Source organism: Sulfurospirillum sp., from assembly GCF_036802865.1.
Taxonomy (GTDB): domain Bacteria; phylum Campylobacterota; class Campylobacteria; order Campylobacterales; family Sulfurospirillaceae; genus Sulfurospirillum.
The window spans coordinates 182,342-197,881 of record NZ_DAIRVK010000001.1 but is presented as its reverse complement, the minus strand read 5'-3'; the positions used below and the strand labels follow the sequence as shown (position 1 = coordinate 197,881).

The 15,540-nt window shown below is 36.5% G+C and carries 19 protein-coding genes; 5 read left to right on the top strand and 14 right to left on the bottom strand.

The window, feature by feature from the left end; genetic code table 11:
- Positions 1–53: 53 nt before the first annotated feature.
- Genes V7Q04_RS01040 through V7Q04_RS01020 form a run of 5 tightly spaced genes read left to right on the top strand, consistent with a single transcriptional unit; the run spans position 54 to position 3,837 of the window.
- Entirely contained in the window at positions 54–968 is a 915-nt protein-coding gene (locus V7Q04_RS01040; RefSeq protein WP_333803066.1) for a branched-chain amino acid transaminase, read from the top strand.
- Positions 969–986: 18 nt separating this feature from the next.
- On the top strand, positions 987–2,075 hold the full coding sequence (locus V7Q04_RS01035) for a prohibitin family protein (RefSeq protein WP_333803065.1): 1,089 nt from the start codon (positions 987–989) through the stop codon (positions 2,073–2,075).
- On the top strand, positions 2,072–2,755 hold the full coding sequence (gene hisIE, locus V7Q04_RS01030; RefSeq protein WP_333803064.1) for a bifunctional phosphoribosyl-AMP cyclohydrolase/phosphoribosyl-ATP diphosphatase HisIE: 684 nt from the start codon (positions 2,072–2,074) through the stop codon (positions 2,753–2,755). The genes V7Q04_RS01035 and hisIE overlap by 4 nt, the downstream gene beginning before the upstream one ends.
- Positions 2,745–3,284, top strand: a complete 540-nt coding sequence (locus V7Q04_RS01025) for a DUF2393 family protein (RefSeq protein WP_333803063.1) — start codon at positions 2,745–2,747, stop codon at positions 3,282–3,284. The genes hisIE and V7Q04_RS01025 overlap by 11 nt, the downstream gene beginning before the upstream one ends.
- 10 nt (positions 3,285–3,294) lie before the next feature.
- The gene (locus V7Q04_RS01020) at positions 3,295–3,837 is read left to right on the top strand and encodes a DUF2393 family protein (RefSeq protein ID WP_333803062.1); all 543 of its coding nucleotides are present in this window, start codon (positions 3,295–3,297) and stop codon (positions 3,835–3,837) included.
- Positions 3,838–3,845: 8 nt separating this feature from the next.
- On the opposite strand, the gene V7Q04_RS01015 is transcribed toward V7Q04_RS01020, so the two are convergent.
- From V7Q04_RS01015 to V7Q04_RS00950, 14 genes are all read right to left on the bottom strand, one after another.
- Complete coding sequence (locus V7Q04_RS01015) at positions 3,846–4,799, bottom strand: TIGR01212 family radical SAM protein (RefSeq protein WP_333803061.1); 954 nt, start codon at positions 4,797–4,799, stop codon at positions 3,846–3,848.
- A complete protein-coding gene (gene purF, locus V7Q04_RS01010; protein ID WP_333803060.1) occupies positions 4,799–6,136 on the bottom strand; it encodes an amidophosphoribosyltransferase in 1,338 nt (445 codons plus the stop codon). Before purF ends, V7Q04_RS01015 begins: the two co-directional genes overlap by 1 nt.
- A gap of 19 nt (positions 6,137–6,155) precedes the next feature.
- Positions 6,156–6,923: a 4-hydroxy-tetrahydrodipicolinate reductase gene (gene dapB, locus V7Q04_RS01005; protein WP_333803059.1), complete on the bottom strand. Its 768-nt coding sequence runs from the start codon at positions 6,921–6,923 to the stop codon at positions 6,156–6,158.
- Positions 6,924–6,941: 18 nt separating this feature from the next.
- A complete protein-coding gene (gene trxB / locus V7Q04_RS01000) occupies positions 6,942–7,874 on the bottom strand; it encodes a thioredoxin-disulfide reductase (RefSeq protein ID WP_333803058.1) in 933 nt (310 codons plus the stop codon).
- Positions 7,875–7,995: 121 nt separating this feature from the next.
- Positions 7,996–8,313 carry a thioredoxin gene (trxA, locus tag V7Q04_RS00995; protein ID WP_333803057.1) on the bottom strand — a complete coding sequence of 106 codons (318 nt, stop codon included), beginning with the start codon at positions 8,311–8,313 and terminating at the stop codon, positions 7,996–7,998.
- Between the two features lie 85 nt (positions 8,314–8,398).
- Entirely contained in the window at positions 8,399–8,725 is a 327-nt protein-coding gene (locus V7Q04_RS00990) for a YraN family protein (RefSeq protein ID WP_333803056.1), read from the bottom strand.
- Complete coding sequence (locus tag V7Q04_RS00985; protein ID WP_333803055.1) at positions 8,726–9,997, bottom strand: homoserine dehydrogenase; 1,272 nt, start codon at positions 9,995–9,997, stop codon at positions 8,726–8,728. It abuts the gene before it with no gap.
- Positions 9,998–10,000: 3 nt separating this feature from the next.
- Positions 10,001–11,212, bottom strand: coding sequence for an LL-diaminopimelate aminotransferase (locus tag V7Q04_RS00980; protein WP_333803054.1), 1,212 nt, complete (start codon positions 11,210–11,212; stop codon positions 10,001–10,003).
- A gap of 14 nt (positions 11,213–11,226) precedes the next feature.
- Positions 11,227–12,042, bottom strand: coding sequence for a hypothetical protein (locus V7Q04_RS00975; RefSeq protein WP_333803053.1), 816 nt, complete (start codon positions 12,040–12,042; stop codon positions 11,227–11,229).
- A complete protein-coding gene (locus V7Q04_RS00970; protein WP_333803052.1) occupies positions 12,039–12,962 on the bottom strand; it encodes a hypothetical protein in 924 nt (307 codons plus the stop codon). The genes V7Q04_RS00975 and V7Q04_RS00970 overlap by 4 nt, the downstream gene beginning before the upstream one ends.
- Complete coding sequence (gene rlmB, locus V7Q04_RS00965; protein ID WP_333803051.1) at positions 12,955–13,638, bottom strand: 23S rRNA (guanosine(2251)-2'-O)-methyltransferase RlmB; 684 nt, start codon at positions 13,636–13,638, stop codon at positions 12,955–12,957. The genes V7Q04_RS00970 and rlmB overlap by 8 nt, the downstream gene beginning before the upstream one ends.
- Positions 13,639–13,748: 110 nt before the next feature.
- Positions 13,749–14,561, bottom strand: coding sequence for a 16S rRNA (cytidine(1402)-2'-O)-methyltransferase (gene rsmI, locus V7Q04_RS00960; RefSeq protein ID WP_333803050.1), 813 nt, complete (start codon positions 14,559–14,561; stop codon positions 13,749–13,751).
- Positions 14,562–14,573: 12 nt separating this feature from the next.
- On the bottom strand, positions 14,574–14,774 hold the full coding sequence (gene rpmE / locus V7Q04_RS00955) for a 50S ribosomal protein L31 (protein ID WP_041956074.1): 201 nt from the start codon (positions 14,772–14,774) through the stop codon (positions 14,574–14,576).
- A 97-nt stretch (positions 14,775–14,871) separates the two neighbouring features.
- Positions 14,872–15,540: a 16S rRNA (uracil(1498)-N(3))-methyltransferase gene (locus V7Q04_RS00950; protein WP_333803049.1), complete on the bottom strand. Its 669-nt coding sequence runs from the start codon at positions 15,538–15,540 to the stop codon at positions 14,872–14,874.

Genomic DNA, 15,540 nt, shown 5'->3' with positions numbered 1-15,540 from the left:
TTTTTGGCTAACATAGTATCTCTTTAGAAAACGACTTTTAAGAAGGTAGAACAATGGATAAAGCAAAATACATTTGGATGGACGGCAAACTCGTTGCATGGGATGATGCAAAAGTACATATTTTGACGCATACGCTTCATTATGGTAACGGTGTTTTTGAAGGCACACGTGCGTACATGACCAAAGAGGGTTTGGCAATTTTCAAGCTTAGAGAGCACACCAAGCGCTTATTGAATTCTGCAAAAATCACCCGTATTAAAACAACCTATTCACTGGAAGAACTTGAAGCAGCACACATTGAAGTATTACGCTCAAACGACTTTACATCCAATGTTTATATTAGACCTCTTATCTATTTAGGATATGGCATCATGGGACTTAACCATGCATTAGCACCAGTCAATACTGCCATTGCGGCTTGGCAATGGGGCAGTTATCTTGGGGATGAGGGACTCGAAAATGGCATTCGTGTTAAAATCTCTTCATTTACAAGAAACCCTGTTAGCTCAACCATGGGCAAAGCCAAAGCGGCTGCAAATTACCTAAACTCACAAATGGCAAAATACGAAGCACTTGAGGCAGGTTACGAAGAAGCGTTATTGCTCGATGATGAAGGCTTTATCGCAGAAGGAAGTGGTGAGTGTTTCTTTATCGTAAGAAACGGTGTTTTAATTACACCTCCAAATGATACTTCACTTGAAAGTATCACCCAAGCAACGGTTTTAGACCTTGCAAAAGAAGCCGGTATTCCGATTGAGCGTAGACGCATTACACGTGATGAAGCGTATATCGCCGATGAGTCTTTCTTTACAGGAACAGCTGCGGAAGTTACGCCTATTAAAGACATTGACAATTATGTCATAGGTGATGGTAAACGAGGTCCTGTGACCAAGCAACTTCAAGACGCTTATTTTGATGTCGTTTACGGACGTAACCCAAAATACAAACACCTCTTAACATTTATTTAAACAACGTAAAGGAACATTATGCCAGCAGATTTGAACGATTATTTTAAAAAGAAAAATAGTGGAGGAAACAGTGGTGGAGGCGACAATGACAATCGCACACCTTTTAATATCGAACCTCCCGATTTTATGAAAAACCTTGGTAAAAAAGCAGGATTGCTCTATGTACTTATCGCAGTCGTTGTCATCGCAATTGTAGCGAAGCCTTTTGTCATTATTAACTCAGGTGAAATGGGTATTAAAGCAACTACAGGTAAATTTGAATCTACCCCAATGGATCCTGGTTTTCACCTCTTTATTCCTATTATTCAACAAGTATTTATTGTCGATACTAAAGTACGCATTATGAACTACTCTTCAACTGAAGATTTGGGTGAAGTAATGCAAAGAGGCTCAGGCATTAAACGAAATGCCGCTATTTCAGTCCTTGATGCGAGAGGTCTTCCTGTTTCCATTGAACTTACCGTTCAGTATAAACTAGAGCCAACCACAGCACCTCAAACCATTGCAACATGGGGTATGTCATGGGAAGATAAAATTATTAACCCTGTTGTACGTGACGTAACACGTGCCGTTATTGGTAAATTTAACGCTGAAGAACTTCCTCAAAAACGTAATGAAATTGCTGTCAATATTGAAGAAGGCATTCGTAAAGCGATTGATGCACAACCGGGTCAACCTGTAGAACTTCTCACCATGCAACTTCGTGAAATTGTTTTACCTTCAAAGATTAAAGAGCAAATTGAAAAAGTTCAAGTAGCTAAACAAGAAGTAGAGCGAACACGTTACGAAGTTGAAATTGCTAACCAACAAGCTCTCAAGCGTGCTGCTGAGGCTGAAGGTCAAGCCAAAGCAAGAGAGATTAATGCGCAAGGTCAGGCTAACGCTATCAAAATTGAAGCCGATGCTGATGCTTACGCCAATAAAAAGATTAGTGAAAGTATCTCGACACCACTTTTGACACTTCGTCAAATCGAAGTTCAAGGAAAGTTCAACGAAGCGCTTAAAGAGAACAAAGACGCTAAGATTTTCTTAACACCAGGGGGAGCTGTACCAAACATTTGGGTTGATACCAAAGATAGCCAAAAAGCAGCTAGTATCAGCAAATGAGTTCAACACTTTTAAATTCCATCAACTGGAATATTTCACCACTGCTACCGGTCATCGCACAAGATAGCCAAAGTGGTGAAGTGTTGATGTTAGCCTATATGAATCAAGAAGCACTCTCTTTAACATTACAAACTGGACTGGCACACTACTATTCTAGAAGTCGCCAAAGCCTTTGGAAGAAAGGTGAAACCAGCGGACACCTTCAACATGTAAAAGAAGCCTATTTGGATTGCGATAGCGATACATTGCTTCTTAAAGTAGAGCAAGAAGGCGTTGCCTGTCATACAGGACGCTCTTCATGCTTTTTTAACCGTATAGATGTTGAAGAAGCACCTAAAGAAGCTGCCAAAGAGGTTGAAGCTTATTCGATTAGTGATAAAATTTATCATATTATTCAAGAACGTAAACAAGCTGATCCTAAAAGCTCTTATGTTGCATCATTGCTTCAAAAAGGCGACAACAGCATCTTAAAAAAAGTAGTAGAAGAAGCAGGTGAATTTTGCTTTGCATGTAAAGATAATGATAGCAAAGAGATCATCTACGAAGCAGCTGATCTTATGTTTCATGCTTTAGTTGCTTTAGGGGCTAAAAATATTCATCCATCATTGATTTCTAAAGAATTAGAGAGACGCTTTGGTTTGAGTGGAATAGAGGAGAAAAATAGCCGAAATGAGCACTGATGCACTTAAATTATCGCTATTGACCTATGTTAAACACTTTGGTCTGTATGATTATTTAGCATTTGTCTGGCTACTTTTTACGTTTTTAGCATTAATTATTTTGGCAAGTTTGATCGCTAAAAAATCTTCTGTTACTTCACTTCTTTTAATTATTTTAGCGCTTGTTGTATTAATCGTTTCACCTTTTTTTATCAAAATAAAAATAGGTGAAACTTTGCGTGCGACTTCAACAGAAGTAACTATGGTCAAAAAATTAACATTCTCCGATTCATTGATCGTTGAAGGCACTCTTTATAATAACTCCAAGAAAGATTTTACACTCTGTTTAGTGCAAACCTTCGTTTTTAAACAACTTGATGAACAACAAGGTATTAAAACTTTTATCAATAAACTAAAGCCAATTGTCAATCAGTCGATATTTATTAAACAAGATTTTCCCAAAGAAGGTACTATGGAATTCCAAAGTGTCTTTGATGATTTCAAATACAGCGGTGATGTTAATGCAACGCTAAAAGCAGAATGCTACTAAAGGATCAATATTGACCTATTTTACGGTACTCCATTGGTTTGCTGTGATTGTTATCATCCTTCTTTTTACTTTGATTGTAACACTTACTCTTCGTAATAATGATGGTAAATCTTCAGTCACACCCTCTATTCTTGCTGCATTTTTTATTTCGTGTGTCTTTGCAATCTTTGCCATTTATGGTCTTGATAAATACACTAAAGTTGCACGACTTGAGAATGTTGTACAAAAAAAAGTGTTAATCAACGAGTCATTTTCAATTTCAGGTCAAATTCGTAATATCGGTAAATTTAAAATAGGACAATGTGTTCTAGAAGTTAAAATTTCTAATGAAGCTTTAGGGAGTTCAGGTTCAGATGGAATAAGTTTTGTTCCAAAATCTGCATTCGATAATCTTTTTAATTGGGGAGAAGTGACCCATACCATTGATACAACAAAGGAATTTGTCATTGCAGAGAATTTACATACTGGAGAGATGCGCAACTTTACTGTATTTATGCGTTACCCCCCATCCTATGCAAAACCTTATACACGTTATGAGCTTTTCTGCCACTAGCAGAATTTTTAATAAATTATTCCTTCTTTTTTAAGCGCCCCACGAATATTATATATCTGTTGATGCTTCGTATAGCACCATAAAGGTGAAAGTAATGAATCATCTTCGATCCCGGCACTGACACGCTGTAACATTACATTATCTGGCAAAAGTTTAATTGCTTTGATTAATGTTTGAATATAGCACTCTTCTGTTATTGGTGTAAAAGTTCCTTTATTAAAATCATTGGCTAGTGCTGTTCGCTTTACAACATAGAGTGGATGGAATTTGAAAGAGTGCACACCCAGTCTTAGTGCAAATTTAACACTTTCCAGTGCCATTTCAGGCGTTTCTCCTGGTAATCCAAATATAACATGCGCACACATTTTAAGCCCATATTGATGCGTTAAAGCAATATATTTTTCAATATTGGCACTATCATGTCCACGGTTTATGCGTTTTAGTGTTTCATCTGAAGATGATTGAACACCATACTCCACCCATATTTCATGTTCTTTGGAGAGTTCTGCCAAATAAGCAAGTACTTCTTCTGTAATACTATCCGTACGTGTTCCTATGCTAAGTCCTACAACGCCTTCAAAACTCAAAGCTTTTGTATAGAGCGCTTTCAATGTATCAAGAGGTGCATAAGTATTGGTAAATGATTGAAAATAGACAATAAATTTTTGTGCACCAAATTTTTTTGAAAGTACTTTTTTTGTTTTTTTATACTGTGCTTCCAATTGAATAAGTTGAAATTCTAAATAAGGATTTTCAGAAGTGGGATTTAAAAAAAATCGCTTTGGTTGATTGTGCTCTAAATTGGGACTAAAAGACTCATTTTCACAAAAAACACAACCACCACGAGCTACGGTTCCATCAATGTTTGGGCATGTAAATCCAGAAATAGAAATGGGGATTTTATAGACTTTTTCCCCAAATTTCCTCTTAAAGTACCGCCCCGCGGTTAAAATCTCGCGCATTATTTAATAAAATAGTTTCCATCAAAACTGACCAGTGAATACTTCATATCATTGCCAATACTCTCTTTTAGTGCTTCAATACTTAAAAAGGCAAGTGAATCTGCTTCAATATACTCTCTGACTTCTTCAACGTTTTTATTGGCACTGATAAGCTCTTTATAGCTTGGTGTATCAATACCATACAAACAAGGGTGCTCAATCGTAGGAGCTGCTATACGCATATGTACTTCAGCAGCACCTGCACGTTTAAGTAATTTGACGATCTGACGTGAAGTAGTTCCTCTTACAATACTATCATCAATCACAACGATTTTTTTGCCATCGAGTATCTTATGAATAGGTGAAAGTTTGAGTTTTACTTTAAGGTCACGTACCGCTTGTGTAGGCTCAATAAACGTTCTTCCAACGTAATGATTTCTCACAATAGCCATTTCAAAGGGAATCCCGCTCGCTTGGGCATAACCAAGAGCTGCACTTACACCACTATCAGGTACTGGTATAACAAAATCTGCTTCTACAGGAGCCAACTCTGCGAGTTTCATACCCATTTTTTTGCGCACTGAATAAACATTTTTTCCTTCAATGACACTATCAGGACGTGCAAAATAGATAAATTCAAAGGCACAGATGTGTGGATCAGGCTCAAAAAGTTGAATACTTTCAAATTCTTCTTTACCATGTTGAAATATAACCATCTCTCCAGGTCTTACGTCTCTTACAAATTCAGCATCGACAAGATCAAGTGCACAGGTTTCACTTGCAACGATATAACCACCCTCTTTCATTTTACCAATCGATAAAGGACGTACACCATAGCGATCACGCACTGCGAACATTTTAGACCTGCTTTGAATTAAAAGACAATAAGCGCCTTTGATGACATTAAGTGCTTCAATGATACGATCTTTGAGTTTTCCTTGTTGGGAACGTGCGATTAAATGAATAATATTTTCAGTGTCCATTGAAGACTGAAATATCGCACCTTGCTCAACCAATTTACTTCTAACTTCATGTTTATTAATCAAATTTCCATTATGTACAACTGAAATATCACCCAATTTATAACTTGCGGCAACAGGTTGAGCATCTCTTACAGAATCACTACCTGCCGTGGAATAGCGGTTATGACCAATTGCCATATCGCCATGTAAAAAAGCGAGTTTTTCTTCATTAAAAACTTCGGTTACTAAACCATTATCTTTAAGTGTTCGAATTTTTTTGCCATCACTGGCACTAATACCTGTAGCTTCTTGACCACGATGTTGCATCGCAAACAGAGCATAATAGGCTATTTTAGAAGCATGTTTTACATCAAATACACCAACAATTGCACACATAAGTTCATATCACCTTTTTTTAAAGACCTAAACAGTCACTAATCGTATAAAGACCATTAGGTTGATTAATGATCCACTTTGCGGCTTTAATAGCGCCTTTTGCAAAGGTATCACGACTGGTTGCAGTATGGTTCATCTCAATAAATTCGCCATCATTATAAAATCCTACGGTATGACGTCCTACGATATCACCACCGCGAAGTGCCATAATAGCAATTTCATCTTTCGTTCGCTCTCCAATGAGTCCATTACGTCCACTTATGCGTACATCATCTAAATTAAGACCACGACCACGTGCTGCGTGCTCACCAAGTGTTAACGCTGTACCACTTGGAGCATCTTTTTTAAAACGATGATGTTGTTCAACGATTTCAATGTCAAAATCACTCAAACTCTTAGAAGCAAGCTCAACCAAACGGTTCAATACTGCTACGCCTAAGGACATATTCGTAGAGTATAAAATTGGCATATTATTTGCAGCTTCTTTTAAAAGATTTTGTTGATGCTCATTCAAACCAGTGGTGCCAATAACTAAAGGTGTTGGATGTTTGAGTGCATTTTCTAATAACGCTTCAGTTCCCATAGAAATTGTGAAATCAATCACAACATCACTTTTTTGTAAAAGAGTACATACATCATCGGTAACCACAGCATCTTTAGGAGGAGTAAATCCAAAATCTTCAATTGCATGCAATACGTAAGGCTTTGCCTCTTTATCTTTCGCAAGATTATCAATAAGTAGTCTACCTACTCTACCAGTAGAGCCGTGAATTCCAACGTGTATCATTCTAAATTTTCCTTCTTCTTAATGGTTCACATATTCTAACGCTTGAATCCCAGCAGTTGCGCCATCACCTGCTGCACAAACAACTTGTTTCGAAGCTTTAATTCTCAAATCACCTGCTGCAAAGAGACCTTTGACAGATGTTTTCATATTGAGATCAACAACAACATTTCCACTCTCATCAGTCTCACATAAAAAGCTTCCGTCTTCTTGTTTTAAAATTGCATTATTAACATTCATTCCAACAAATACAAAAACGCCAGGAACAGCAATGTCTCTTTCGTTACCGGATGAATCGACAACAACAATGCCATTTAAACCCATTTTGTCACCGTATGCTTTTTTGACTGTCGCATTCAAAATAAGCTCAATTTTTGGATTATTTTTTACTTTTTCAATAGTACTTGGACTTGCTCTAAAAGTATCACGTCTGTGTACAAGATAAACTTTTGAACAGATATGTGAAAGGTAAAGTGCTTCTTCTAAGGCAGTATCGCCACCACCTAAAGCTACAACTTCTTTGTTTTTATAGAAAAAGCCATCACATGTGGCACATGTACTAACGCCTTTTCCAAAAAATTCAGCTTCACCTTCAAAATTAGCTTTTTTAGGAGTACTCCCTGTACAAACAACAACGCTTTTTGCTTGTTCACTTTTACCCCCAGCTAAAGCAATTTGAAATGTACCATCTGTATTTTTAGAGATACGTGTTACCTCTTCCATAGCATGTTTTAGACCAAAGCGCATACATTGTTCTGACCAAGGTGCCATAAAATCTAACCCACTCAATATCTCCGCAGTTCCTGGATAATTTTCTATTTCACTACTGCTGGTGATCTGTCCACCGGGAAGTCCCTTCTCAAACATAACAACGTTTTTTAACCCACCTCGTGTTGCATACAATCCTGCACTTAAACCTGCTGGACCACCACCAATAATTGCTAGATCTAACATGATTTTTCCTTATCTTTTTTAGACTGAGTAAATGACATGCTCTGCTACACAAGTCATGTTCATAGCTCGAAAGAGGTTACTGTAGTCGAGGAAGTCTAACGACTTCCTTACGAAATTTTGATTAAAGAAGTGAATTAACTTTGTCAGCTAAAACTTGTTTTGATGATGCACCAATCATTTGGTCCACTAACTCACCATTTTTGAAGAAAAGGATTGTTGGAATTGATCTAATGCCATACTTGATTGCAACATCTTGCTCTTCATCGGTATTAACTTTGCAAATTTTTGCTTTACCATCGAAATCACCTGCTAATTCTTCAATTACAGGAGCGATCATACGACAAGGTCCACACCATGGTGCCCAAAAGTCTACTAATGCAACGCCTTCAGCTACTGTACTATCAAAATTTGATGCGTTCAACTCTAAATATTTTCCCATTTTTTTCCCCTAAAACGTTATTTTATAGATAGTCAATTATACTCACTCTAACTTTAAAATTACCATAGCACATAAAGTTATTTTTTTAGTAACTAATATTTTTTATTATTTCTATATTTTCTGGCGTCACTAAAATAGCATCAATTTGATAATCATATGTGCTAGGATGGATCATTAAGTAATAGTTAACCGTTTTAATAATTTTGATCATTTTTGAAGGAGTAATTCGTGTAATGGGGTCATAATTTTTTGAAAATTTGACTTCGTAAAAATGGAGAACATTGTCTTTTAGAGCAATAATGTCTATCTCACCAAATTTAGAATGAAAATTACGAGCAAGAAGTCGATAGCCCTCTTTTACAAGATAGGAAGAGGCTTTTTCTTCAGCCTCTATTCCTATTTTTAAACTCATTTAGGCTTCGATACGTATCATTGCAGGTTTAAGTTCAACGAATTCTAATTCACTAAGCTCGTGTAGTGCTTTTTGAATATTACTCTCTTTACATGTATGGGTTGAAAAAAGAAGTACCGCACTCTCTTCACGTTTTGCATCTTGTTTTTGTAAAAAGCTACTGATAGAAATAGAATGTTTGCCCAAAATTTCTGAGATTTTGGATAAAACACCAATTTTATCGGCAACCGTAACACGTATATAATATTGTGTACAAATATTATCTCTATTCATCAATGTCAAACCACTTTTTTCAAGAGGTTTGATAAAGCCAAGCATTGGTGAATTTTGCGTATGACGAGCAATGTCGATAAGGTCTGAAACAACAGCACTTGCTGTTGCACTCCCACCTGCTCCTGGTCCATAATACATGGTCTCACCCACACGATCTCCTATAACGCTAATACCATTCATCACACCATCGACCTTAGCAATCATTTGCTTGATTGGCACAAGAGCTGGATGCACACGAAGTTCAACTTCATCACCGCTTTTTTTAGCAATCGTAAGAAGTTTAATGTTATAACCAAACTCTTTTGCAAAGTAAATATCTTCACTATTGATATGCTCAATGCCTTCAATGAGAATCTCTTCAGGCTTTACATCAATACCATAAGCAATACTCGCTAAAATGAGTAATTTGTGTGCTGCATCAAACCCACCGACATCAAAGGTAGGATCAGCTTCCGCATACCCCAACGCTTGAGCCTCTTTAAGCACATCAGCAAACTCTGCTTTTTCATTCATCATTTTGGTTAAAATAAAATTACATGTGCCATTCATAATCCCTTTAATCGCATCAATATGATTGGCACTAAGTCCTTCCCGAAGTGCTTTAATGATAGGGATTCCTCCCGCTACACTGGCTTCATAACCAATAGGCGTAGAACCTGCAAGATCACGTAATTCATAACGATGGTATGCTAAAAGTGCTTTATTGGCTGTCACAACGGCTTTTTTATTTTTAAGAGCTCGAGTGACAATTTTATATGCTTCATCCACGCCACCCATTAATTCCACAACAACATCAATTTCCGGATTTTCTAAAATATCATTGATATCACTGCTTAAAGGGATGTTAACATCTCTTTTTTTTGTAGTATCTTTGACCACTCCGATAATAGGAATAATTTTTTTGCCACTACGTGCTGTAATAATATCTTCGTTCTCTTGTAAAATTTTAACAACATGGCTACCGACAGTTCCTACACCAATAATTCCAACTTTGATCATTCTTTAACCTTCTAAACTCTTCAAATACTTCTTGATATTACGTGCAGCTTGACGAATTCTGTTTTCGTTTTCGATGAGAGCAATTCTGACATATCCTTCGCCACTTTCACCAAAACCTATACCAGGGCTTACTGCAATTTTTGCTTCTTTTAAGAGCTGCTTTGCAAACTCCATACTTCCTAAATGTTCTGCAACTTTTGGAATTTTTGCCCAAACAAACATTGTTGATTGAGGTTTTTCCATTGGCCAACCAGCATTATTAAAGCTCTCAACCAATACATCACGACGTTTACGGTATTTTTCTCTGATTTCATCCACACACTCTTGTGGACCATCTAGTGCAATGGTAGAAGCAACTTGAATAGGAGTAAACATACCATAATCAAACCAAGATTTAATTTTTTGTAATGCACCAACAAGCTTTTTATTACCCACAACAAAACCTACGCGCCATCCAGCCATATTGTAACTCTTAGAGAGTGTATAACACTCAACAGCAACATCTTTAGCGCCTTCTACTTGAAAAATGGAAGGTGTCTCATAGCCATCAAAAGAAAGATCAGCATATGCAATATCACTGATAATATAAAAGCGCTCTTCTTTAGCATAAGCAACCAACTCTTCGTAAAAAGCAATATCGGTTGTAACACAGGTTGGATTGTGTGGGAAGTTAACGACCACAAATTTTGGTTTTGGAGCTGATTCTTTAAATACTTTTTTGAGTTTAATAAAAAATTTCTCTTTATCGAGCTCATATTTCTCATTGTAATCTAAACCAAATTTATGAACATTTCCCCCTGCAATCATAAATGCATACGCATGAATTGGATATGCAGGATCTGGAACAACTGCCACATCACCTGGATTCATAATAGCTTGTGCTAAATGTACAAAACCCTCTTTACTACCAAGCGTTGCAACAGCTTCTGTGTTTGGGTCAAGTGTAACACCGTATTTACGTGCATACCAATTACAAATAGCAAGACGAAGTTTATAAATACCTTTACTAACCGAATAGCCATGGGTACCGTCTTTTTGTGCAGACTCTACGAGTTTATCAATAATATGTTGAGGCGTTCTGCCATCAGGGTTACCCATTGAAAAATCAATAATATCATCGCCTGCATGGCGTGCTGCTAACTTTATTTCATTAATTTCTGCAAAAACATACCCTGGCAATCTATCAATTGTATTAAATCTAATTTCATCAAACATAATCTTTTCCTCATTTATTCTTTTGCATGTAAAGATAATCCATGCTTTATATTCTCAAGCATAAAAGCATCGCCAATTTTGAGATAAGCGGCATTATTAGGAACCTTTAGCTTCAGCGTTCTTGTCGACTCTTCCGATTTAACATCGCTTAGCAGATGTAAATTTGCATCAAAGAAGACAACATCCGGGAACCATCTATCACCAGAATGAACCGTTACAGTAATTTCTTTCAAATTTTTCACATCAATCCAATAAGGTTTTAAAGGTTTCCCCAATGGTGTCGTGACACCACTTTCTACTTTTTTTGCACCTAAATACGCGTTATCAGAGTTAATATCATAAAACCAGTAATGGTCATCATTTTTTACAATGTTTGTTATCGTGCATCCTCTAGCCTCAAGGGCATTGGAAAAGGCTTCAGGATCAACAATATGCTCTGTCTGAAGATAAATCTCCCAAACAAAGCCTGCACTATCACGTAATGCGTTATTGGTTAAGAAATAGTTATATCCCATTGCTTCTAAAGATTCATTAACAATTTTTAAAAAAATAAGTGGGTCATGCTGCGTACGAAATGCTAATCTTAACTGTACTGGCTGAGTATAAAGTAATTGCAATAATCCATTCTTTTTGAGTACAGAGATTACTTTAACGCTATCTACTTCTCCACTTGGCTTCATAAACGTGTTACTTTGTGCAAAAAGAACTTGAATCAGATTTTTTTGTGTTTCGTATTTACTTGGTCCTACAAAACTTCGGATCTTCTCTTGAAGTGTTTGTGCTCCAAACAAAGAGAGCGAAAGGGTTAGTATAAGAAGTAACTTTTTCACCAATTTTTGCCTCGATTAAGCTCTATAAATTTTTCTTCGGAAATTTTCTTGATCGTACCATTTTCCACCAAAAAACGTGTTGAGCCTTGCTCTGTAAAATCCTCAATACTACCATCGTAAGAGAGTTTAAAGAAGCCATTACCTGTTTTGATAATTTGACGTTTACTTAAGTCAATCGTGATATTTTGATCGCTGGAACTCTCTTTACGGTTATAGGTTTCTAGGTTAATAAATCCTATCCAAATACGTCTGGTTGGTGCAATAATTGCATTATTTTTAGGGACAGTATTTACAAGTACTGTATTTGATTCTGGAAGCATAGGAAGAGGTATGCTTGTCGCATTACTGTCATTTGTTTCTGTTTTACGTGTCAAGTTTTCATCGATACTTACAACAACAGCCTGCACAGTACTGTTACTGCTATTGGTTTCAATCACGCGTTCTTCTACTTTAACACCCAAAGAAGTTGCAGTTTCTTGTACAACGGGAGCACTTTGAAAAGCACTGATCTGAGTTGTTTCACTTTTAGCTTTATCTAAAAAACTCATAATATCAAAATTAATCTCGATTTTAAAAATAGAAAAAACACCAAAAACTCCTGCTATTAAAACAATGAGCAAGAAAATCCACGCACCCTTTTTATAAGGACGATCACTTTTAGCCCGGATAAATATTTTCTCTTTTGTTGGATGCTCTTCAGCTTGAATCTCAGCCCAATAGTCATAAAAGCCCTCAAGCCAATTCGTAAGATCAAGCTTATACTCTCTGGATAAAATTTTAACAAAACCTAATGTGTTGATTTTGTTGAGCTTATCATACTGATTATTGATCATGTACTCTAGTTGTTTTACTTCGATATGGGTTCTTTTACAAACCTCTTGCAAACCAATCTTTTCCAATACCTTAATATCATTATCCATTGGCAATCCTATCACAAAGAACTGCAGCTGCAGCACTCACGTTTAAAGAGTCAAATGCTCTTGCCATTTTAATGGATACAATTGCATCCAATCGCTCTTTTACCTTAGGAGACAATCCCTTCCCTTCACTTCCCATAATCAAAGCACGTTTGGGAGCAAAAGTAATGTCTTTAACATCAACGCCACCCATATCGGCCCCATAGAGTGTAAATCCGATTTGTTTAAGTTCATTGAGCATATCACGGGTTGAGGGACATAATGCAATTGGCAATTCAAATGCTGCAGCACTACTCGTGCGTAAAATCGCTTCAAGATTACATGTTTTCATGCCACTTAATATTAAACCATCTGCTCCAAAAGCATAGGCACTTCGTACAATAGCCCCAATATTTCCTACATCGGTTACTTCATCCAATATTACCAAAAAAGAGCCATGTTTGATTTCATTAAACGGAGTCAGTTCAAGATCCTTAATCTCGGCAAGAAAACCTTGATGGTTTCCTCCATGACTCATGGCCTGTGCTTTTCGCTCATCAATCGTACAAATTTTTTGCGTTACACGCGCAATTTGCGAGAAGAGTTTAGGCTCACATTTTTTGGGTAAGAATACCGTCTCAATCCTTGAAGGATAGTGATTTAACAAATGTAAAAAGAGTTGTTTTCCATAGATTATCATAAAAAATATTTTATCCAAACTGGCTTAAAATAATACGAGTTTTTATCAAGAATGTTTTTTTTAGTACATTATTAGCTAAACTATGAGAATTGTGTAACCAAATAGAGGTATTAATTTTGAAGTTTAATGTACCACTCTTTAATGCTTTCACCTGTAAGTTTAGAGAGAAGTTTTGCTTTTTGTTTAGGAGGAAGATCAAGTGCTATCAAATCTTCTTTAGTAATTGCTTCACCACCGTGTTGTATCTCAGGAGTAATAACGACAACCCATTCACCTTTGAGATTAGCAGTTTTAGAAGCTTGTAAAATCTCTAAAGAAGTTCCTAAAAAGCGTTTTTCATACAGCTTGGTTGCCTCTTTGATTGCAAATATTTTACGTTCTGGAGCAAACTGAGTCAACTCTTCAAGAAGTTTTTCAATGCGATGAGGAGATTCATAAAGAATAACCGCATACGGAGAATTTAATGCTTCAAAAAGTTCATTTTGACGTTCCATTCCTTTATGCGATAAAAAGCCATAGAATAAAAACTGATGGGTTTCTATACCACTGGTGACATACGCAAGCAATGCTGCATTTGCTCCTGGAAGAATTTCATAAGGTAATGTATTTTCTTGGCAAAAACGCACCAATGCACTTCCTGGATCACTAATCCCTGGCATACCTGCATCACTTAAATAGCCCACGGTTTCCTCAAAAACTTTTTTATCAATAGAAGAAAGAACCGCATTTTCATTATGCGAATGCATGGAGATAAAGTTTTTAATTTGAAATTCTAAATTGTGTCGTTGAGAAAGAAGGGAAAGAAGTCTTTTGGTGATTCGTGTGTCTTCGCAGAAAAGTGTTTTACACTCAGCTAGAAGTTTTAGGCTTCTAACTGAGATGTCATCTAAGTTTCCTATAGGGGTAGGAATAAAATAGATCAATGGTTTTAAGAACTAATTTAAGCTATATTTTTTCTTAAATTTCTCAACACGACCAGCAGCATCAACAATCTTCTCACTGCCCGTGAAGAATGGATGGCATGAACTGCAAATATCGATTCTTAACTCTGCTTTGTTAGACATAGTCTCAAAACTATTTCCACATGCACAAGTTACAACGCACGGTACATATTCAGGATGAATATCTTTTTTCATAATGTTTTTCCTTAATTATTCATAAAAATAAAATCTATTATTTGGCACGTCTTGCCAAAGGGTGCAAATTATAGCACAAAAGATTCATTATTTCAAGTCATGCCAATATTTTAGAAGCTACAGCAACAACAGCCGTTTCACTTCGTAGAATGGTGTTACATTTTAGCCCCACAATGGACTGCTTTTGAAGCAACACTCTCTCTTTCTGACTAAATCCACCCTCTGGTCCAATTAAAATAGATGCTACCTCATCACACTCACGCAATTTTACTTCTGAAAAATCCAAAACATAACTATTGGAATAACATTCTAAATAATGTTGAAGACTTGGTAGAATTTCAATTTGCATGAGCGAACTTCGCCCACATTGTTGGGATGAGTTAATCAAAATTCGTTTCATACGTTCAAGATCAAGCTTATGACTTTTTTGTGAAAATTCGGCATAAAAAAAACTAATTTTTGAAACACCAAGTTCATTAAGCAATGGAAGAGTTTTTTCAATGATCTTAGAATCGATAATACTCCAGCCTACATGTAAAATATTTGAAGGGAGAAATGGTAGTTCTTTTTTGGAAATCAACGCTAATTCTGCCTCTTTTTTACCAATCTGCATAATTTCATACTCATACATAAACACATCGTCGAGATTTCGCCAATGAAGCCTCTCTCCAACACTGATGCGACGTACTTTAAAAATATGCTCATACTCTCTGGTGTCAACATTGAGTGTTGGATTACCTGCACAGGAATGATAAACAAACTGCAT

Excerpts from the sequence above, each read along its gene's own strand:
- V7Q04_RS01040 (WP_333803066.1), top strand. The coding sequence starts at position 54 with ATGGATAAAGCAAAATACATTTGGATGGACGGCAAACTCGTTGCATGG.
- V7Q04_RS01035 (WP_333803065.1), top strand. The coding sequence starts at position 987 with ATGCCAGCAGATTTGAACGATTATTTTAAAAAGAAAAATAGTGGAGGA.
- hisIE (WP_333803064.1), top strand. The coding sequence starts at position 2,072 with ATGAGTTCAACACTTTTAAATTCCATCAACTGGAATATTTCACCACTG.
- V7Q04_RS01025 (WP_333803063.1), top strand. The coding sequence starts at position 2,745 with ATGAGCACTGATGCACTTAAATTATCGCTATTGACCTATGTTAAACAC.
- V7Q04_RS01015 (WP_333803061.1), bottom strand. The coding sequence starts at position 4,799 with ATGCGCGAGATTTTAACCGCGGGGCGGTACTTTAAGAGGAAATTTGGG.
- purF (WP_333803060.1), bottom strand. The coding sequence starts at position 6,136 with ATGTGTGCAATTGTTGGTGTATTTGATGTAAAACATGCTTCTAAAATA.
- dapB (WP_333803059.1), bottom strand. The coding sequence starts at position 6,923 with ATGATACACGTTGGAATTCACGGCTCTACTGGTAGAGTAGGTAGACTA.
- trxB (WP_333803058.1), bottom strand. The coding sequence starts at position 7,874 with ATGTTAGATCTAGCAATTATTGGTGGTGGTCCAGCAGGTTTAAGTGCA.
- trxA (WP_333803057.1), bottom strand. The coding sequence starts at position 8,313 with ATGGGAAAATATTTAGAGTTGAACGCATCAAATTTTGATAGTACAGTA.
- V7Q04_RS00990 (WP_333803056.1), bottom strand. The coding sequence starts at position 8,725 with ATGAGTTTAAAAATAGGAATAGAGGCTGAAGAAAAAGCCTCTTCCTAT.
- V7Q04_RS00985 (WP_333803055.1), bottom strand. The coding sequence starts at position 9,997 with ATGATCAAAGTTGGAATTATTGGTGTAGGAACTGTCGGTAGCCATGTT.
- V7Q04_RS00980 (WP_333803054.1), bottom strand. The coding sequence starts at position 11,212 with ATGTTTGATGAAATTAGATTTAATACAATTGATAGATTGCCAGGGTAT.
- V7Q04_RS00970 (WP_333803052.1), bottom strand. The coding sequence starts at position 12,962 with ATGGATAATGATATTAAGGTATTGGAAAAGATTGGTTTGCAAGAGGTT.
- rlmB (WP_333803051.1), bottom strand. The coding sequence starts at position 13,638 with ATGATAATCTATGGAAAACAACTCTTTTTACATTTGTTAAATCACTAT.
- rpmE (WP_041956074.1), bottom strand. The coding sequence starts at position 14,774 with ATGAAAAAAGATATTCATCCTGAATATGTACCGTGCGTTGTAACTTGT.
- V7Q04_RS00950 (WP_333803049.1), bottom strand. The coding sequence starts at position 15,540 with ATGCAGTTTGTTTATCATTCCTGTGCAGGTAATCCAACACTCAATGTT.